We start from the raw sequence: 16,565 nt of genomic DNA on the forward strand, positions 1-16,565 counted from the left end.
GAGTGTGGCGCAGCGCCCAGGGGCCTGTGGTATTTTGCCCTCCAGGCGGTTGAAAAGCCGCCCCGCTCCCTATAGACCGGCACGGCCTGAGGGATTCTGCGGTAGCCTGCTCTTCCGCTGTTCCTTCTGTCGCCAGTTGGGGCGTAGCCAAGCGGTAAGGCAGCGGATTTTGATTCCGCCATTCGGAGGTTCGATCCCTCCCGCCCCAGCCAGCGCTCAGGCTGATGAGTTCGTTTTACAGGCACATCCATTCCCGCCAAATCTTGTGGGCGCGTTTGGAATAGAGATTCTGAAGCTGGGTCGATCGCTAACATTTGCCGCGGAGGTCACCGGTCCCGGCGACCAGTCGCGCGCGCTGCTATTGTTTCAATTGCGTATTTTCGATCGGCAGGATCGAAGCAATCTGCCAGCCCTGCGTGTCCCGAACGAAGGTTTGGCTGATCAGGAACGTGTCGCTTTGCGGCTGGGCGCCTGGAAGCGCTCGCGTGAACTTGATAGGGACCAGAATCTGCACGACATCATTGGTGATCGTGGCCACATGAAATTTGGACATCTCGGGTTCGAGATGCCAAGTGCCTTGGTAGTACTCCTTGAAGCGGTCGGCTGCCGCCTCCGACCCTCTGAATTCGGTGCCTCGCGAAAAGAAGAGCATTTGAGGCGAATTCCAGAGCATGGATTTCACCGCGCTCACGTCATGCGCATTCTGCGCCGCGACGAAACGCGTGAATAGAGCTTGTGCTTCGGCTTCATTTGGCTGGGCGTATGCACGTCCGTTCAGCGCGACGATCATCATGGCAAGAACTGCAAGCACGACATGTTTCATGTGCGAGAACCTCTGTGAGGTGATGGGGGCAATGTCAGGGTTGTTTCTTGGCCGTGTTCGCGGCGCCCCAGAGCGAGCCCGGATTGGCGCGATCCGGATAGAGCGCCAGCATCGCATCGTAGAGTTGGCGCGCGGTGGCCGTCGTTTCGTCCAGCCGGTTGAAGTCGCGCAGATATTGGCGGGTTTCGCCGATGATACGCGGATCGTCATCGTTCTCCGGCACTTTATGGCCCGCGATCACCGCTCTCGGCTGCAGCGCCTCGAGCCGATCGAGCGTATCGATCCATTCGCGCCGGCTCTGTCGATCGGTCTCGCCGAGATAGGGATGGATGCCGTTATAGACGGCATCGCCGCCGACCAGCAGGCCGACTGACGGCACATGGAGGCAAGTCGATTCCGCCGTATCGGTATGTCCTGCATTGACCGGGACGAGGCGATGCCCTTCCAATTCCAGGCCGTCGTGTTCCAGAGGTTCGGCGATGAGCAGGCGATCGGGAATCTCACCCGGAAAAAGTCGCCGCCAGAAATTGTCGATCCAGGCCGGCGAGAGCTGCTCCCGCATCGCTGTGACGATCCCCGGCGTCGCGACGGCCCTGGCTTCCGGAAAACGGGCCAGCAGGGGCGCGAGACCGAAGAAATGGTCCCCATGCCCGTGGGTGACATAGATCGCCTTGAGGTTCTTGCCGCTCGCGGCCACCCAATCCACGAGCTTTTGCGATTGTTCGATGGTCAGGAAGGTGTCGACGAGGACGGCATCCTTCTCGCCATGGATAAGGGTTGAGGAGTTTGCAACCCATGTCAGCTCTTCCTTGCCGGGCGGCAGGTCGCGGCTGAGGCCGGGACGCTTGCTCGTCAGGACGTCCCATTTCAGGCTGTTTGTCGTCGTCATCGATAGACTCCGCCGCAAGGGCTCGACGCTCCGTTGGAGCGTCCGGGTGGATCAGGAGAGGCCGGTCGGCATGAGGGGACTCACGAAACCAGGTCGTCGGCGAAGCCGTGCGCCACGGAGAAGTAACCAGGCGCGCAGGCGGAACAGGCTGCTTGACAGCCGTTCCTGCGTGTCTATAAATTAAAATATGACCGGTCGTCTGCAATTAGTCAAGAGGCATGGAAATGGAAACTCGCCAAGCCCGCCGCGGTCCGAAGCCGAAGCACGGCACACGGGAAAACCTGATCGAAGCCGGCCTCAGGGTGATCCACGCTGACGGCTATTCCGCCTCCGGAATCCAAGGCATCGTTGAGCAGGCAGAAGTCCCGAAGGGGTCGTTTTACACATACTTCGCCAGCAAAGAGGCATTCGGGGCTGAAGTGATCGACGCATATTCCGATCGCGGCCTGACAAGGCTGCGCGCCTTCCTTTGCAATGCCGAAATGACCCCGGTGGCTCGTCTCGAGGCCTTTTTCGACGATCGTATCGCGGCGTTTCGGAAGTCCAACTTCGTGCGCGGCTGCCTGCTCGGCAATTTCAGCGCGGAGGCTGCCGACCACAGTGCGATGATACGTCAGCAATTGATGAAGCACTTCAAATCCTGGAGTGCCGTGTTTGAGCAATGCATCTCAGAGGGCCAGAATGTCGGCGAGATCTCACTCGAATTTTCAGCCACTTCGCTGGCTGACTTTTTGTTGAATAGCTGGGAGGGGGCCCTCCTGCGCATGCGCGCTGACAAGAACGACACTGCCTTGAGGGAGTTCAAGAGGATCGTATTCGGCAGTCTCATTCGGCGGGGTGCCGCGTTGACCTCGTGAGCCGTGAAGCTTTGTGCCGTCGCGCAGCGTCGCGTTGCCGATCCAGACGAAGGCACCAGGCCGGTGTGCAGGTAGAAGGCGAAATCTTCACCGGCATCCGGGAGGCGAGGTCGCGGCGCAGCGATGCTTGCACCTTCTCCGCGGTCATGCGCGCGAAGCGATGATAATCGCCCGTTAAAGAATTTTACCTAGTGCTTGTCCGGTTTCTGCAACCGCTGCGCGAATCCGCCGGCAATAGCAGATCAAAGCCGGAGATTCTCATTTCATGAAGCGCCGCGATTTTCTGATCAACGCATCCGCGCTCGGTTTTGCTGCGCCTGCGCTTTTCAAGGCGGCGGTGCTGCCGGTGCAGGCGCAGGAGCCAGCGCCGGCCGGCGCGCGCATCGTGCGTGCGGCGATTTTCCCGGCGATCGGCTTTTCCCGCGTCGGCAATGGCGATGAATGGTTTATCGCACCCGAGGTTCCCGGGCTGATGACGGAGCCGCCGGGCGGTTTCAAGCAGGGACCGAGCCGTCTCAAGAAGCAAGTCCAGCGTTTTCGCGTGTACGGCTATGACGATCAGGGGCGCGTGGTGCGCGAGCTGGGTGCATCCGATGGTCTGCGCTGGACCGTGCACGTGGCCAACAGCAAGGCGGCCTGGTACGGCTACTCAAACGCGATGGATGGTGGCGACAGCGCGCCCGGCATTCCCGGCGCGCCGCGTAACGCCCAAATCGAGCACGCTCGCCGCGAAGAGATGCTGGTCATCGACGCCGGCCCGGTTCGGATCGATGGCGCTTCGACGAATGCGGACGGGCGCGACACGACCTACCGCATGGCTGGTCGGTTCTGGAAGAACATGCCGGTGACGCTCGGTCATCTGCGCACCGACGACGCCGGTCGTCTTCTGGTGTTTCCTGCCGATGGCGTCTCGAATTCCGCTCTGCCGCAGAATCCGGTGCGCGATTTCACCAACAATGACGGATGGCATGATGACTGGTGTGATGGCTGGGTGAAGGGCACGGTCCGGATCGGCGGTGCGGACGTGGATTGCGAGCCGGCCTGGGTGGTCTGCTGCGGTCCGAAATTCGCGCCCCAGATCGAACCGATCGTCAGTCTCTACGACGCTGCACGTGAAGCGATGATCGCGTCTGGGCATATGAAAATGCCGGCCGCACCGGTGTCGTTCCGCCGGGATGTCCTCCCGATCCTGCGGCGTTCCGGCATGATGCAGTGGATTGTGCAGGCGTCCTACCTCAGCAAGGCCTGGAAGGATCTTGACGACCTTTCGGATCCGGTCGTGATCAAAACGCTTGCTGACCCCACGGAAAAGGCCCGTCCCGCACGCGAAAAGGTTCTCGCTGCATTCCGCAAGCCCGGCGGCGAAGACCGTCGCGCCGACGCGCTGCCGCCAATGCTGGGTGATGGCGTCAACTTCCCGGCAAGCCCGAATAGCTGGCTCACGCTGACGTCCACCCAATACCAGATCCTGAGCCTCTGGGCCAAAGGTGCGTTCACCAACGACTTCAACGATTCGGCAGCCGACGCCGTCGCGCAGCTCGACGACATGCCGTTGTCGCTGCGGCCGGAAGCGCTCACCCGCGCGGCGCTGGATGCGTGTTCGGGTGGTGCGTTCCATCCAGGCGTGGAAATTACATGGCCGATCCGTCACGCCGAGCTTTATCGTTCGACGAAGGAAACGCCGCTGCCCTTCCGCATCGCCATCTCCAAAAGGAAGAGCCTCGTTCAGGACGTGGGCTTGCAGCTCAATCCACAAAACGTCTTCTCCGGTCATCCCGGCCGGAGCGACGACGGTGCACCCGTCGGGCCGCAGGCACCGGGCGACCTCACGCGATGGATGGGCGTCCCCTGGCAGGGCGATGCGTTCAGTTGCCAGTCCGTGCTCACCGGAGAGGGTTTCCCGACACCCGTATGGTGGCCCGCACTCCTCCCCGTCGATGTGCTGCCGGAAGGCTTCTACAAGCAGATGATGCGGGCGGATCTTTCGGCCGAAGAGCGACTTCGCTTCTATCACTCGCGAGTTGCATGGTCGCGGGGGGCGGCTGGAATCGGTCTACATGTCGAGGCCAGCTACACCGACGGACTACGGCGAATGATCGCGCTGTGGACGCAAATGGGCGTCGTCGTGCGCCGCACCGGACCGAAGGATCTCCCCGGCATTCCCCAGGATGTCTTTGTCGAAGTGCAGCGCGGTACGCTCGATCTCTCGGCGATCAAAGACCCCACCTAGACGGGAATGCACGAGGTCGTAATTCTGGGCGCGGGAATGGCAGGGATGGCCTGCGCCCGCACCCTGTTGCGGCGCGGATGCCGTCCCCTTCTCATTGCGCCCGGACACGACGTCGCCAATCGCGGCGAAACGCTCTCGTTTCGGGCGTCTCCCTATCTGGAAAGCCTCGACTGGACAGGCTTGCTCGACGCGGAGACCGCGATCGCGTGTCAGGGACGCTATTCCGTGTGGGGTCGCGCCGCGCTCCGGCGCGACACGTTACACCAGGAATCGGGCTGGCATATCGATCGGCAACGGCTCGAACAGCGCATGGCGGACTCGCTTGACGCCGACGGCGTCGAGCGGCTCTCCACCGAGGCTCGGCAGCTATCGAGATCGCCGACACGCGTCGTTGTCGATCTTGCCAACGGCTCCTCGATCGAAGCGGAGTTCGTCGTCGATTGCACGGGCCGCTCTGCCGTGACGGCCGGATCCGAAGCGCCGCTTCGCCGCCTCGACAAATTGGTGGCCTGTTACGGCATCTTCGACCTCGAGGATGGTGCTGAAGCCGTGCCGGCTACTCTTGTCGAGGCCGTGGCGACGGGGTGGTGGTACATGTCGGTGATGCCCCGCGACCGGATCCTGCTCGGCTTCTTTACGGATTCGGATTTGCTGCCAGCGGGACTGCGCAAAGACATGCATCTGTGGGCACACATGGCTTCGCAGACCAGCGCGGTCTCGGCGCGCCTGGCGAGCCTGGGCATCGACGTGGCGACGTGCGCACAACTGCAATTCGCGCCGGCGAGCACCGTAACAACGTCAAAGTTGATCGACCATCGCATCGTCCGGGCTGGTGATGCCGCGAGTGCCCTCGATCCGTTGGGCGCGAACGGTCTTGCCACCGCGCTCTGGAGCGGCATCCAGGCTGCCGAGAGTGCAATGGGCCTCTTGGCTCGGAATGACACTGCTCTCCGGCAATATGAACGACAGTTCCTGGAAGGGATCGCGTCCTATCTCGCCACGCAGAGCGCAATCTACGCATCCGAACATCGCTTTCCCGACGCGCCATTCTGGCGGCAGCGCAACGGCACTTCGCCCGAAGGGGTCTGATCCGCAACCGCATCGGCTCGAAGCGGCGGGGGAACTAGCTCAGGCTCTTGCGGTGGCTCAGGTGTCGGAGGGCCAGCCTGATGAAGTTGTGCACCACCATCGACGTCTCGTCTTCTCTGGACACCAGAAAAACGTCGGCCGCGGGCGGTGAGGGCCTGATCGGAAGGAATACGATGTCGGCCGTCGTGAAGCGCGCAATCGACGCGGGCACGAGTGCCACGCCGAAACCCGCGGCAATCAAACTGGGCATCGACTGGGCGTCGACGACCTGTTGGGACACCCGCGGCAGGAAGCCCGCATCGACACAGCATTTCTGGACATAGCGCGCATAATCGGAGCTATCCGGATCCAGGATGACGTGATCCTCCGACGCCAGTTCGCCGAGGGCGATGCGCTTGCGTTGCGCCAGTCGATGGGTGCGGGGCACTGCGAGAACAACCTGCTCCCGCCATGCGAGCTCGCTGGTCAGACCGCGTTCGGCGGGAATGCCGCGAATGAGACAGATGTTCGTCGTGCGGTTGAGGAGTGCCGCGATCTGCAGCGCCGGTGCCTGCTCATGCACTGTCATCTTCACCGATGGAGCGACCTTGCGGTAGGCCGCGAGCATCTCGGCAAGACGACCGCGCAGGATGGAGCCGGTTGCTCCGACATCCAGCGTGCCGACCAGGCCCGCGCCGATCGACCGAACTTCGGTTTCCGTGGCTTTGACCTGTTGCAGGATCGCGCGCCCCCGCACCAGCATGGCTTCGCCGGCCTGCGTCAACTCGACCCTGCGGCTGGTCCTGTAGAGGAGTTGAGTCCCGAGCTCGGCCTCGAGCGTCTGAATGTGTTGGCTCAGCGGCGGCTGCGAGAGGTTCAACCGTCGAGCGGCGAGGGTGAAACTGCGCTCTTCGGCAACTGCAACGAAGTATCGGAGCTGGCGGAGATCCATAGCAAAAACCTATTGATCGTGTCGTTCTATATATTGGACTTGCCATCGAGCATCGTCAACGAATGACCGATAGAGCCGTCTCGATGTCGCGTCGCACGTTCCGCATCGAGAGCTAGTCCGTCGACGGACGGCTCGGTACGCAGCGACCCCGTCGTCGCCAAAGACAAGAGTGGCAGAGGCTCAGGCCGACCAAGCCAGACCGATGGAAGCCCAGCGAGCGAGGAAAGCCGTGCCCAAGATCTTCAAGTCACTCTTCTTCCAGGTGGTCGTTGCACTCGCAGCCGGTATCGCGCTCGGCGTTGCCTATCCGGACATTGCGTTGCAGATGAAGCCTCTCGGCGACGGCTTCATCAAGCTCATAAAGATGCTGGTGCCCGTCATCGTGTTCTGCGTCGTGGTGCAGGGAATTTCAGCGGCCGGCGATCTCTCGAAAGTCGGAAGGGTCGGCATCCGTTCGCTTCTCTATTTCGAGATCGTGACCACCATCGCTTTGGTGTTCGGCATCGCGCTGGCCTATTACTTCCAGCCCGGCGCCGGCATGAACATCGACCCGAGAACGCTGGACGCCAAGGCACTCAGCGGGTTCAGTCAGACCGCGGCTCAGGTCGCAGGCGGCGGCGTCTCCGAATTCCTGATGAAGCTCATCCCCTCGACGATGGTGGGTGCTTTCAGTTCAGGCGATGTCCTGCAAGTGCTGATCGTCTCGATCATGTTTGGTTGCGCCGCGTCACTGTGCGGCGAACGCGCCAAGCCGGTCGTCGAGTTCATCGAGCGCGCGAACGAGATCATCTTCAAGATGATGAATTTCGTCGTCCGGCTTGCCCCGATCGGTGTCTTCGGCGCGATCGCCTTCACCGTCGGCAAGTACGGAATTGGTTCGCTCAAGCAACTCGGGGGACTGGTTGCACTGTTCTACTTGTCGGTGATCCTCTTCGTGGTTGTCGTGCTCGGAGCGATCATGCGGCTGTCGGGCTTCAGCCTGTTCAAGCTACTCGCCTACCTGCGCGAGGAGCTGATGATTGTTCTCGGCACCGCTGCGGGCGACAGCGTGCTTCCGCAGACCATGCGAAAGCTCGAGCTGTTGGGTATCAAGCGTTCAACGGTCGGCCTGGTGATCCCGACCGGGTACTCGTTCAATCTGGACGCGTTCTCGATCTACCTGACCCTGGCAGCGGTGTTCATCGCGCAGGCGACCAATACGCCGCTTGCTACGGGTGATCTGATGGCGATCCTTGGCATTGCGCTACTGACCTCCAAGGGTGCTCACGGTGTTCCGGGATCGGCCATCGTCGTTCTCGCGGCGACTCTGGCGGCAATTCCGGCGATTCCGGCGATCGGACTGGTCCTCATTCTGTCCGTGGACTGGTTCATCGGCATCGCCCGCGCGCTCGGCAACTATGTTGGAAATTGCGTTGCGACCGTCGTCGTCGCCTCATGGGAAGGCGATCTCGATCGGGCGAAGACGCATCGCATCCTGAACGGCGAGGTAGATCCCGCAAGTGAGACTCCAGGTGTCGATACACTCGACCCAGATGCTCCGGTCGCAGGTCTGCAGACGTCTTGAAAACGAGAATGCGGATAAGGTCCGGCGATGCTGACGCTTTCGATTGAGCGCTTGACGAAGCAGGCGTTCGCGCCGTTCGGTGAAGTGGTCGAAACCGACGGGTTGACGCCGCTGTCGATCAACCAGGGCTATGCGCGGCGCTTCAACGACCTCGCCAGGATCGATGTTGCTGCGGAGGGGGGACAGATCAACATCAGCTGGTTCGTTGCCTCGGTGCGGCCTGCGCCGATCGCGATTCGCCTGATGGAGCGCCACCCGCTTGGGAGCCAAATGTTCATGCCCTTGAACGGAGCGGACTGGCTGGTCGTGGTCTGCACGGATCCCCTCGCACCCTCCAGCTATCGGGCGTTCGCGGCAACGGGGCACCAGGGTGTGAACTATGCCCGGAATTGCTGGCACCATCCGCTCCTTGCTCTCAAGGACGCAAGCCCGTTCCTTGTTGTCGACCGAAAGGCCGATGACGGGAATCTCGAAGAGCATTGGTTGGACGAGACGATGCAGCTCGATCTTAACCGGATCCCCCTTTCGTAATTTGGTCCGCGGGCAGGGCAGCTGCACGTTGACACGTTGCACCGGTAACTTTCACGAGGCTTGAGAATGTCATCGCGAACCTATCACGTGCCGCAGGGTGGCCATCCGCGCCAGACGGATCTCTTGAGCGGCCGCGCAGTGTTTACGAACGCATATGCCGTCATACCCAACGGAGTGCAGCGCGATATCGTCGTCAGTCATCTGCCGCACTGGGGCAACACGCGCCTCTGGGTGCTGGCGCGACCGCTCTCCGGTTTCGCCGAGACGTTTGCCCATTATCTGATGGACGTGGCGCCGGCTGGAGGAAGTGAAATGCCGGAACCGGATAAGGAGGCCGAAGCTGCGCTCTTTGTCGTCGGCGGCAAGTTGAGTCTCGCGCTCGCAGATGGAGAACGGGAGCTGCTGCCGGGTAGCTTTGCCTATATCCCGCCCGGCTGCGCCTGGCGCATTCGCAACCGCAGCTCGAGCCCGGCGCAGTTTCATTGGATCCGCAAACTATACCAGCGGGTGGCCGGGCTCGCTGCGCCCGATCTCATCGTGATGAATGAAGACTCGGTTGCGCCGACACCCATGCCCGACACGGACGGACGGTGGGCGACCACACGCTTCATCGATCCGGCCGATATGCGATATGACATGCACCTCAATATCGTCACGTTCGAGCCGGGCGCGTCGATCCCCTTCGCAGAGACGCACGTCATGGAACATGGCCTTTATGTCCTGGAGGGCAAAGCCGTTTACCGTCTCAATCAGGATTGGGTGGAGGTCGAGGCCGGAGACTATATGTGGCTACGCGCGTTCTGCCCGCAGGCGTGCTACGCAGGTGGCCCCGGTAGGTTTCGCTATCTTCTTTACAAGGACGTCAACCGGCATATGAACCTGAGGGTCCCGGGAGCGGCGTAGGCTCTCCGTGCCGCTCCCTATCCCTCGTACTGATCCAGCCCTATCGCCCAGAGCGATTGATCGTGGCCGAAAGCGTAGTTGCGGTTGGTCAGCGCCGGATTGCGATTGACCATCGGCCGCATGAACATCGGGTGGGTTGCGCTGCGCACCTCGTGCTCGACCATGAAGAGATGCTTGCCGCTGCTGGGATCGACGATGTCGCAAAACCGGTACTGGTATTGATTGTCCTCGCGGGAGATCAGCTTGCGCGCCGATAACCTTCGGTAGGGACCGGAGAAATCGGTGATGTACATCTGCACATGATGGCCGTCATAGTCCGGCTGGGGCCGGTCGGTCTCGCGGAACAACAGATGCTGGCCGCGACCAGTCCGACGTGACCGCGCAGCACCTGGGGTTTGCCGCTCGGCAAGTGAAACTGGCTCTGGCCGGCATTGATCCACATGTTGGTGTCGGACACCATCAGGTAGGGGTCGCGGGTGAGCCCGAGCCCCGCGACGTAAAACAAGCTGGCGAGGCGCTGATCCGGGACCTGGATGTTGACGTGCTCGAGATGGATCGCGTTGCCGAGATCCTCGGTGGATCGGTCGAATTGCTGCGGCATAGGGCGGCCCTGGGTACGGATGACGGACGAGGCATACTAGAGCAGAACAGCGACCAGTCGAACCACAGGGTGATCACTTCTGCTGGCATAGACTAGCGGTTGCCAACTTGCCGTGGAAGCTGTTCCCTGTAATCTGGCCGAAACATAAGGGAAGAGATCGATGGGGGGAGTTCTGGAGGGCGTGCGCGTCCTCGATTTCGGGCGCTATATCGCGGGGCCGTATTGCGCGACATTGCTGGCCGAATTCGGCGCCGAGGTCATTCGCGTGGAAAAGCGCGACGGCAGCGAGGATCGCTTCGTAGCGCCGGTCGGCGAGAGCGGCGAAGGCGCGCTGTTTCTGCAGGTCAACCGCAACAAGAAGTGCGTCACGCTCGATCCGATGAAGCCGGCGGGACAGGAGGTGATGCGCCGCCTGGTCGCGACCGCGGACGTCGTCGTCGCCAACCTGCCGCCGCAGACCCTGCGCGCAATGAAGCTCGATTACTGCTCATTGAAGGCGATCAAGCCCGACATCATCCTGACGACGGCAACGGCGTTCGGCGGGCCGGGGCCCTGGTCCGACCGCGTCGGCTTCGACGGTGTCGGGCAGGTCATGTCGGGTTCGGTGTACATGACGGGCGAAGGCGATCCGCCTTACCGGGCCGCGGTGAACTGGGTCGATTTCGGAACTGCGCTGCATTGCGCGTTCGGGACACTTGCCGCGCTGATCGAGCGCGGAAAATCCGGGCGCGGGCAGATCGTCGAGGGCGCGCTGCTTGCCACCGCGCTGTCCTTCACCAATGCCACGCTGATCGAGCAGGCGGTAATCAACGTCAATCGCGTTCCGACCGGAAATCTCGGCCAGACCGCCGCGCCGGCCGACATCTACCGCACCAGGGACGGCTGGGTGCTGTGCCAGGTCACGGGTCATCCGCTATTCAAGCGCTGGGCGAAGCTGATGGGTGAGGAGGAGCAATGGCTCGGCGATCCGCGTTTTGCCGACGACATCAAGCGCGGCGACAACGGTCCCATCATCAGCGCGCGGATGGCGCGCTGGTGCGCCGAGCGCACCACGCAGGAGGCTGTCGATACGCTGGGACGTGCGATGATTCCCGCCGGGCCCGTCCTGAGCCCGCAACAGGCGCTGGATCATCCGCACATTCGCGCCGCCGGCTTCATGCAGGACGTCGATTATCCGGGCTTGCCGAAACGCGCGCCGGTCGCACGCGCCGCCGTCCGGCTGTCGGAAACGCCGGGTGAGATCGCGACGCGTGCGCCGACGCTCGGCGAGCATACCGACCTTGTCCTGGCCGAACTCGGCTACGACGCGGCAGCGATTGCAGTGCTTCGGCAAGACGGCATCATCTAGCGGATATGTATCGGGCCACGCCGTCACTCCGCGCTGCGCTTCCAGGCGCCGGTGCCCAGCTTGCCCGTGATCACCGCCAGCGTGTCGCGGATCTCGTATGCGCCAGCATCGCTATAGCCCGAGAGGCCTCTGAGGGCATGCAGGGTCCAGCGGCCATTCGCGGCCGTCATCATGCCTTCGTGCGGACGAGCCGAGCGCTGTGGCTCGGCGTGGAATTTGTAGGTGCCGTCACCCATGATCTGCCAGATCCATCGCGACTGTCCTCGGCCGCTCGGCACCATGATCTCCCAGGTGCCGACCAGCGCAGGATCGATCGTCGATGATGTCGGCGCGGGTGCAGGGGAGACCACGGCCGGACGCGCGGTGACAGGCTCGGCTCCCTCGGCGCCGCCCGATGGCCGGCCGGCGAGATAAATCGCCTTGCGCGACAGCGAGCCGTAGACGAAGGGCTGCTGCTCGTTGCGGGTCGCTTCCATCACGTCGTCGCGCACGTTACGGAACATGAATGTAACCTCGACGCCAGGCGCCTCGATGTTGCGCAGGAGCGCAGCCGCAAACGGGCTGTTGCGCGCGTCACCGTCAAGCGCCGTGGTGCCGTCCCGTGCAGCATAAGCGACGAGGACGTTACCGACGGGCTCGATGCGGCCGAGCCCGCCGCTCGGGGCCGCCCGCGTGGCGAGCGAGCGGTTCATCTTGACGGCAAATGGATTGTTGCGACAGGCGTCGAGGATGACGAGGCCAAGGCTCGTGGTGTTGGAAACCTGCAACATCACGCCCTGCAGGCTGATGGCTTCGTTTGCCGCATCCGTGTCCCGCTTCAGTTCAGCGTCGATCGGGATCAACCAGTTTTCGCCATTGATCTCCATGCCATGGCCTGCGAAGTACACAGTCGCCATGTCGGCACCAGCGGCCTCGCGACCGAATGCGATCAGGCCGCGACGCATCTCATCGAAGCTGGCGTTGGTGATCAGGGAGACCGAGAAGCCGAGCCGCTTCAGCGCCGCGGCGATGTCGCCGGCGTCGTTCGGCGGATTGAGCAGCGTGGGCACGTTCCTGTAGGCACCGTTGCCTATCACCAGCGCGACCCGCTTGCCCTCCGCCGCGGCGCCGGTCGGCAGCAGACCTGCAAACGCGGTTGCAAGGGTCAATCCCGAAACAAACTCGCGCCGGTTCATCTGGATCTCGCTTGCTTGAACGAGATGCATCGTACAGCAACCGATCCGGAGCAGCCACGGGTCGATTCCTCGTGAAGATCAGAGCGAGCTGCCGCCGCAGATCACGATCTGCTGGCCGGTGATGGCGGCGGCTTCCGCCGAGAGCAGGAATGCGACTGCGCCCGCGACTTCCTCCGGACGAATGAAGCGGCCGATCGGCGGCAGTTTTGGCGCGACATCGGCGCGCGTCGGGTCCTTCAGCATCGGCGTCTCGGTGGCGGCCGGCGCGACGACATTGACGGTGATGCCTTTCGGCGCGAGCTCCATTGCCCAGGATCGGGCGAGGGCGACCAGCGCCGCTTTCGTCGCGGCATATTGCCCGCGGCCGGCCGCGCCCGATGCGGTGCGGCTGCCGATCAGCACGATGCGCCCGCCTTCGGGCAGGCGAGGCGCGAGCGCGTTGGCGAGGCGCTCGGCGACATCGACATGCAGCCGCCACATCGCGGCGCCGTCGTCGTGGTTGAGCGCTCCGAGCGGACCGACCTTGAGCATGCCGGCTGCATGAACAAGCGCGGTCGGCTCCAGGGCCGCTACGGCGCCCGCAATGGTGTCGACGTCGCTCAAGTCGAGCGACAGGTGATCAAAGGCGGGATGGTCGAACGGCGCAGGACGGCGGCTGACGCCGGTCACGCGCCAGCCGTCGCGCAGGAGGCGCGTGGCGACCGCCGCGCCGATCCCAGAACTGGCGCCCGTGACGAGCGCGTGGGGCCTCTTCTCCATGGTTTCTAGCTGCAGCGGGCGAGCGTCACCCATGTCTCGGTGACGCGCACATACTTGATCGCGCGGCGATGGAAGGTAAAGGCGAGGTGAAGCGCGCCATCCGCGCTCTGCTTGACGGAGGGGTAGGACAATTCGCGGTTGGTCTGGTCGCGGGAATTGTTGGTCATGCAATAGCCGTCGCCGGTCTCGACATCGCGCTTCGTCCAGCTTCGTCCGCTGTCGGTGGAGACGGCGAGTGTCATCGGCGCCCGTGGCGCGCCCCAGAACGCGGTGCGACCGTCCGCCGCGTTGCCGTCGCCGGCGATCACCGGCGGAAGGTCGTCCTCGATCTCGTCATAGAGCGACAGGCGGCGCTCGGTCGCAGCAGCCGCGCTGCTGTCGTTGAAGACCAGCGCGAGATGACCGTTGGCAAGGCGCGTGAACTGAATTGAGGAATTGTTGTTCGGAAGCGCCGTCGCAACCGGCGCCGACCAGGTGCGGCCGTGATCGGTGGAGCGGCTCTCGTAGATGTTGTCAGCCCAGCGGCTGCGAAACAGCGCGAGCAGCGAGCCGTCGTCGAGGCGCGCAATGCACATATGGACGCAGCCGCGGCTTCCCGGGACGTCCACATCGCGCCAGGTCGCGCCGGCATCGGAGGAAATCTTCACCGCGCTGGTGTCCTCGTCGCCGTTCCATTTCCGTCCCGGCGTGCTGTGGCAGTAGAAGACCGGCAGCAGCCAGTCGCCATTGTCGAGCACGACAATCGGCTGCCGGATGAAGGTGCCGCGGCCGCGCTGCTCGGGAAACAGCGTCTCGATCGGGCCCCAGCTACGGCCGTGGTCGCGGGAGATGCGGCGGCGGATCAGGGCGGTGTCCTGGTTGCCCGCAAGCTGCGCCGTCCATATCAGCCAGAGCGTGCCGTCCGGGGCAGGGAACAGCACCGGGTTCTGCTCGGATCGGGCGGAATCGTCGGACAGCTTTTCGGCCGGCGACCATTGCGTCGCGCCGCGGGCAAGGCGCGAGAAATAGACCGAGATGTCCGACATGCCCTCCTGCGTGCCGCCGAACCAGACGCAGGCGAGATCGCCGTTGGCGAGCGGCATCAAATTGGCCGCGTGATTCTGCACGCAGGGCGAGGGAATGAAGGCGTCGAACCGGTCGGGATCGCCGGCGGTCTGGCGAACGACGCCGTCGGCCGCAGTCTCGCGTTCCATGATCATGTTGAGGTCCTTTCCATCAATGCATCGTGTTGCGCCGTCTGGGCCGAGGCGAGGCTGGCGGGTGGGCGGCCCAGCACGAGGCGCTCGACCGCCATCACGACCAGCGGCGTCACGGCGGCGACATACATGTTGTCGATGCCGAAGGGATTGCCGAGCACGTACCAGACCGTCGTCGAGATCGCGGCGCCGATCAGGCCGGCCGTGGCGCCGCGATTGCTCGCGAACAGCGGCAGGTAGAAGCCCATCATCGCGACGATCGTGATCGACAGGCGCAGCGCGCGCGTGAAGAACGACAGCTTGAGGATCTCGGGAATGAAGAAGACGAAGACCAGTGGCACGATGCCGATCGCGACCGAGAACACGCGGGTCATCTTCAATTCGCGCTCCGGGGTCGGCTTCCAATGGGGGACGTAGAAATCGCGCACCACCAGCGAGGCAATCGCCAGCGCAACCGTGCAGACGCTGACGAAGATCGAGGCGACCAGCGAGGTCGTGACGAAGGCGGAGGCCAGCGGCGGCATCTTCTCCAGGAACACCGGCAGCGCATAGAGGCTGTTCATGTCGGGATAGAGGAACTTCGCCGCGACGCCGATCAGGGCGAGCAGGAAACCGAGCGGAAGGCAGAACGCCGCGGCATAGAGGGTCGCCTTGCGGGCATCATCCGCGCTCGGCGTCGAGGAGATCGCCTGGACAATGAACTGCGTCGAGAAGATCGCGCCGACCGTGCCGAAGGTCCAGGCGAAGATGGTGGCAAAGCCGATCTTGCCGTCCCAGCTGAAGTAGTAGGCGGGCAGCTTGGCCTGCATCGGTGCAACGCCGCCGGTCAGCGACATCGCAACCGCGAAGATGATGAGAATGCCGACGACCTTGAAGGCGCTGTGCAGGATCGTCACCCAGGCGACGCCCTTCAGCCCGCCCAATACGTAATAGAAGGTGCTGACCACGGCGATGATGCACATCGCGACCGGCAGGCTGACATGCAGCGCGGTGGCGATCGCAGCCGCTCCGCTGACATAATTGCCGACATTCACGAGCAAGAGCGCGTAGATCATGATCACCGACACCGTGAGCATGGTCGACTTGCCGTATTTCTGCGCGATCGCGGCCGAGATGGTGTATTCGCCGGAATTGTAGAGCTTCTTCACCATCAGGAGGCCGAACAGCAGAAAGCCGATCGAGGCGCCGAGCACGGCCCACCCCGCAGCCATGCCGGACTGGAACGCCTCCTGCGCCGTGCCGACGGTCGACTTGGCGCCGACGAATTCGGACATCATCAGCACGCCGACGACGATCGCCGGCATGGCGCGCGCGCCGGTCATGAACTGGTCGCTGGTCGTGCTGCGCAGCTTGAGCGTGAGCCAGGACGTGAAGGCGATGTAGGCCACGATCATCGTGACGATGAGCGTGCTCTCTCCATTGAGGATGGCTTGCATCGGCGGTGTTTCCTCTGGTGACGCGGACGCGGTGTTGTGAGGCCCGCTTTGCCCGGTTGTCGCTCGATTATGTTTGATCGGAATGCGAACAATTGTTGTCAAATGACATTAGACGCCTATGGGCGCCCTGCGTCAAGCGCACGCGCCGAGGCGGCGGCAAGGCGCGCCCCCGTCGCGCGATCATTGCCGCAGCAGGTTCAACGGGTTGCAGGCTTTTCGGTCGTTTTGGCTGA

At 63.2% G+C, this 16,565-nt stretch carries 14 protein-coding genes, 1 tRNA gene and 1 pseudogene; 8 read left to right on the forward strand and 8 right to left on the reverse strand.

The window, feature by feature from the left end:
* The first annotated feature begins 137 nt into the window (after positions 1 to 137).
* A tRNA-Gln gene (locus tag AXW67_RS20010) sits at positions 138 to 212 on the forward strand.
* Positions 213 to 358: 146 nt separating this feature from the next.
* On the opposite strand, the gene AXW67_RS20015 is transcribed toward AXW67_RS20010, so the two are convergent.
* A complete protein-coding gene (locus tag AXW67_RS20015) occupies positions 359 to 823 on the reverse strand; it encodes a YybH family protein (protein WP_063679228.1) in 465 nt (154 codons plus the stop codon).
* Between the two features lie 34 nt (positions 824 to 857).
* Entirely contained in the window at positions 858 to 1,712 is an 855-nt protein-coding gene (locus AXW67_RS20020) for an MBL fold metallo-hydrolase (protein ID WP_063679229.1), read from the reverse strand.
* 224 nt (positions 1,713 to 1,936) lie between these two features.
* Here AXW67_RS20020 and AXW67_RS20025 point away from each other — a divergent pair, with 224 nt between their 5' ends.
* From AXW67_RS20025 to AXW67_RS20035, 3 genes are all read left to right on the forward strand, one after another.
* Positions 1,937 to 2,569, forward strand: coding sequence for a TetR/AcrR family transcriptional regulator (locus AXW67_RS20025; protein ID WP_201723695.1), 633 nt, complete (start codon positions 1,937 to 1,939; stop codon positions 2,567 to 2,569).
* A 265-nt stretch (positions 2,570 to 2,834) separates the two neighbouring features.
* Positions 2,835 to 4,799 (forward strand): CTQ-dependent glycine oxidase GoxA, encoded by a 1,965-nt coding sequence (goxA, locus tag AXW67_RS20030; RefSeq protein WP_063679231.1) that lies wholly within the window; start codon positions 2,835 to 2,837, stop codon positions 4,797 to 4,799.
* 6 nt (positions 4,800 to 4,805) lie between these two features.
* On the forward strand, positions 4,806 to 5,888 hold the full coding sequence (locus AXW67_RS20035) for an NAD(P)/FAD-dependent oxidoreductase (RefSeq protein ID WP_063679232.1): 1,083 nt from the start codon (positions 4,806 to 4,808) through the stop codon (positions 5,886 to 5,888).
* A 34-nt stretch (positions 5,889 to 5,922) separates the two neighbouring features.
* Here AXW67_RS20035 and AXW67_RS20040 read toward each other — a convergent pair whose 3' ends face one another.
* Positions 5,923 to 6,819, reverse strand: a complete 897-nt coding sequence (locus tag AXW67_RS20040) for a LysR substrate-binding domain-containing protein (RefSeq protein ID WP_063679233.1) — start codon at positions 6,817 to 6,819, stop codon at positions 5,923 to 5,925.
* Between the two features lie 229 nt (positions 6,820 to 7,048).
* Here AXW67_RS20040 and AXW67_RS20045 point away from each other — a divergent pair, with 229 nt between their 5' ends.
* From AXW67_RS20045 to AXW67_RS20055, 3 genes are all read left to right on the forward strand, one after another.
* Positions 7,049 to 8,383: a C4-dicarboxylate transporter DctA gene (locus AXW67_RS20045; protein WP_063679256.1), complete on the forward strand. Its 1,335-nt coding sequence runs from the start codon at positions 7,049 to 7,051 to the stop codon at positions 8,381 to 8,383.
* A 27-nt stretch (positions 8,384 to 8,410) separates the two neighbouring features.
* Entirely contained in the window at positions 8,411 to 8,914 is a 504-nt protein-coding gene (locus AXW67_RS20050; protein ID WP_063679234.1) for an ureidoglycolate lyase, read from the forward strand.
* A gap of 66 nt (positions 8,915 to 8,980) precedes the next feature.
* Positions 8,981 to 9,817, forward strand: a complete 837-nt coding sequence (locus tag AXW67_RS20055; RefSeq protein ID WP_063679235.1) for a bifunctional allantoicase/(S)-ureidoglycine aminohydrolase — start codon at positions 8,981 to 8,983, stop codon at positions 9,815 to 9,817.
* 17 nt (positions 9,818 to 9,834) lie between these two features.
* On the opposite strand, the pseudogene AXW67_RS44865 reads toward AXW67_RS20055, so the two are convergent.
* Positions 9,835 to 10,418 (reverse strand): annotated as a pseudogene (locus AXW67_RS44865) (hypothetical protein).
* A gap of 160 nt (positions 10,419 to 10,578) precedes the next feature.
* Here AXW67_RS44865 and AXW67_RS20065 point away from each other — a divergent pair.
* Positions 10,579 to 11,766, forward strand: coding sequence for a CaiB/BaiF CoA transferase family protein (locus tag AXW67_RS20065; protein ID WP_063679236.1), 1,188 nt, complete (start codon positions 10,579 to 10,581; stop codon positions 11,764 to 11,766).
* Positions 11,767 to 11,789: 23 nt separating this feature from the next.
* Here the strand turns inward: AXW67_RS20065 and AXW67_RS20070 are convergent, their stop codons facing one another.
* The 4 genes from AXW67_RS20070 to AXW67_RS20085 form a co-directional block, all read right to left on the reverse strand.
* Entirely contained in the window at positions 11,790 to 12,941 is a 1,152-nt protein-coding gene (locus tag AXW67_RS20070; protein ID WP_161491274.1) for a caspase family protein, read from the reverse strand.
* A 78-nt stretch (positions 12,942 to 13,019) separates the two neighbouring features.
* The gene (locus tag AXW67_RS20075) at positions 13,020 to 13,700 is read right to left on the reverse strand and encodes an SDR family NAD(P)-dependent oxidoreductase (protein ID WP_063679238.1); all 681 of its coding nucleotides are present in this window, start codon (positions 13,698 to 13,700) and stop codon (positions 13,020 to 13,022) included.
* A gap of 5 nt (positions 13,701 to 13,705) precedes the next feature.
* The gene (locus AXW67_RS20080) at positions 13,706 to 14,899 is read right to left on the reverse strand and encodes a sialidase family protein (RefSeq protein ID WP_063679239.1); all 1,194 of its coding nucleotides are present in this window, start codon (positions 14,897 to 14,899) and stop codon (positions 13,706 to 13,708) included.
* Positions 14,896 to 16,332 (reverse strand): sodium:solute symporter family protein, encoded by a 1,437-nt coding sequence (locus AXW67_RS20085; protein WP_063679240.1) that lies wholly within the window; start codon positions 16,330 to 16,332, stop codon positions 14,896 to 14,898. The genes AXW67_RS20080 and AXW67_RS20085 overlap by 4 nt, the downstream gene beginning before the upstream one ends.
* Positions 16,333 to 16,565 lie beyond the last annotated feature (233 nt).

The sequence above is a fragment of the Bradyrhizobium neotropicale genome, assembly GCF_001641695.1.
Classification (GTDB): domain Bacteria; phylum Pseudomonadota; class Alphaproteobacteria; order Rhizobiales; family Xanthobacteraceae; genus Bradyrhizobium; species Bradyrhizobium neotropicale.

Excerpts from the sequence above, each read along its gene's own strand:
- AXW67_RS20020 (WP_063679229.1), bottom strand. The coding sequence starts at position 1,712 with ATGACGACGACAAACAGCCTGAAATGGGACGTCCTGACGAGCAAGCGT.
- AXW67_RS20075 (WP_063679238.1), bottom strand. The coding sequence starts at position 13,700 with ATGGAGAAGAGGCCCCACGCGCTCGTCACGGGCGCCAGTTCTGGGATC.
- AXW67_RS20025 (WP_201723695.1), top strand. The coding sequence starts at position 1,937 with ATGGAAACTCGCCAAGCCCGCCGCGGTCCGAAGCCGAAGCACGGCACA.
- AXW67_RS20065 (WP_063679236.1), top strand. The coding sequence starts at position 10,579 with ATGGGGGGAGTTCTGGAGGGCGTGCGCGTCCTCGATTTCGGGCGCTAT.
- AXW67_RS20085 (WP_063679240.1), bottom strand. The coding sequence starts at position 16,332 with ATGCAAGCCATCCTCAATGGAGAGAGCACGCTCATCGTCACGATGATC.
- AXW67_RS20035 (WP_063679232.1), top strand. The coding sequence starts at position 4,806 with ATGCACGAGGTCGTAATTCTGGGCGCGGGAATGGCAGGGATGGCCTGC.
- AXW67_RS20040 (WP_063679233.1), bottom strand. The coding sequence starts at position 6,819 with ATGGATCTCCGCCAGCTCCGATACTTCGTTGCAGTTGCCGAAGAGCGC.
- goxA (WP_063679231.1), top strand. The coding sequence starts at position 2,835 with ATGAAGCGCCGCGATTTTCTGATCAACGCATCCGCGCTCGGTTTTGCT.
- AXW67_RS20050 (WP_063679234.1), top strand. The coding sequence starts at position 8,411 with ATGCTGACGCTTTCGATTGAGCGCTTGACGAAGCAGGCGTTCGCGCCG.
- AXW67_RS20070 (WP_161491274.1), bottom strand. The coding sequence starts at position 12,941 with ATGAACCGGCGCGAGTTTGTTTCGGGATTGACCCTTGCAACCGCGTTT.
- AXW67_RS20055 (WP_063679235.1), top strand. The coding sequence starts at position 8,981 with ATGTCATCGCGAACCTATCACGTGCCGCAGGGTGGCCATCCGCGCCAG.
- AXW67_RS20015 (WP_063679228.1), bottom strand. The coding sequence starts at position 823 with ATGAAACATGTCGTGCTTGCAGTTCTTGCCATGATGATCGTCGCGCTG.
- AXW67_RS20080 (WP_063679239.1), bottom strand. The coding sequence starts at position 14,899 with ATGATCATGGAACGCGAGACTGCGGCCGACGGCGTCGTTCGCCAGACC.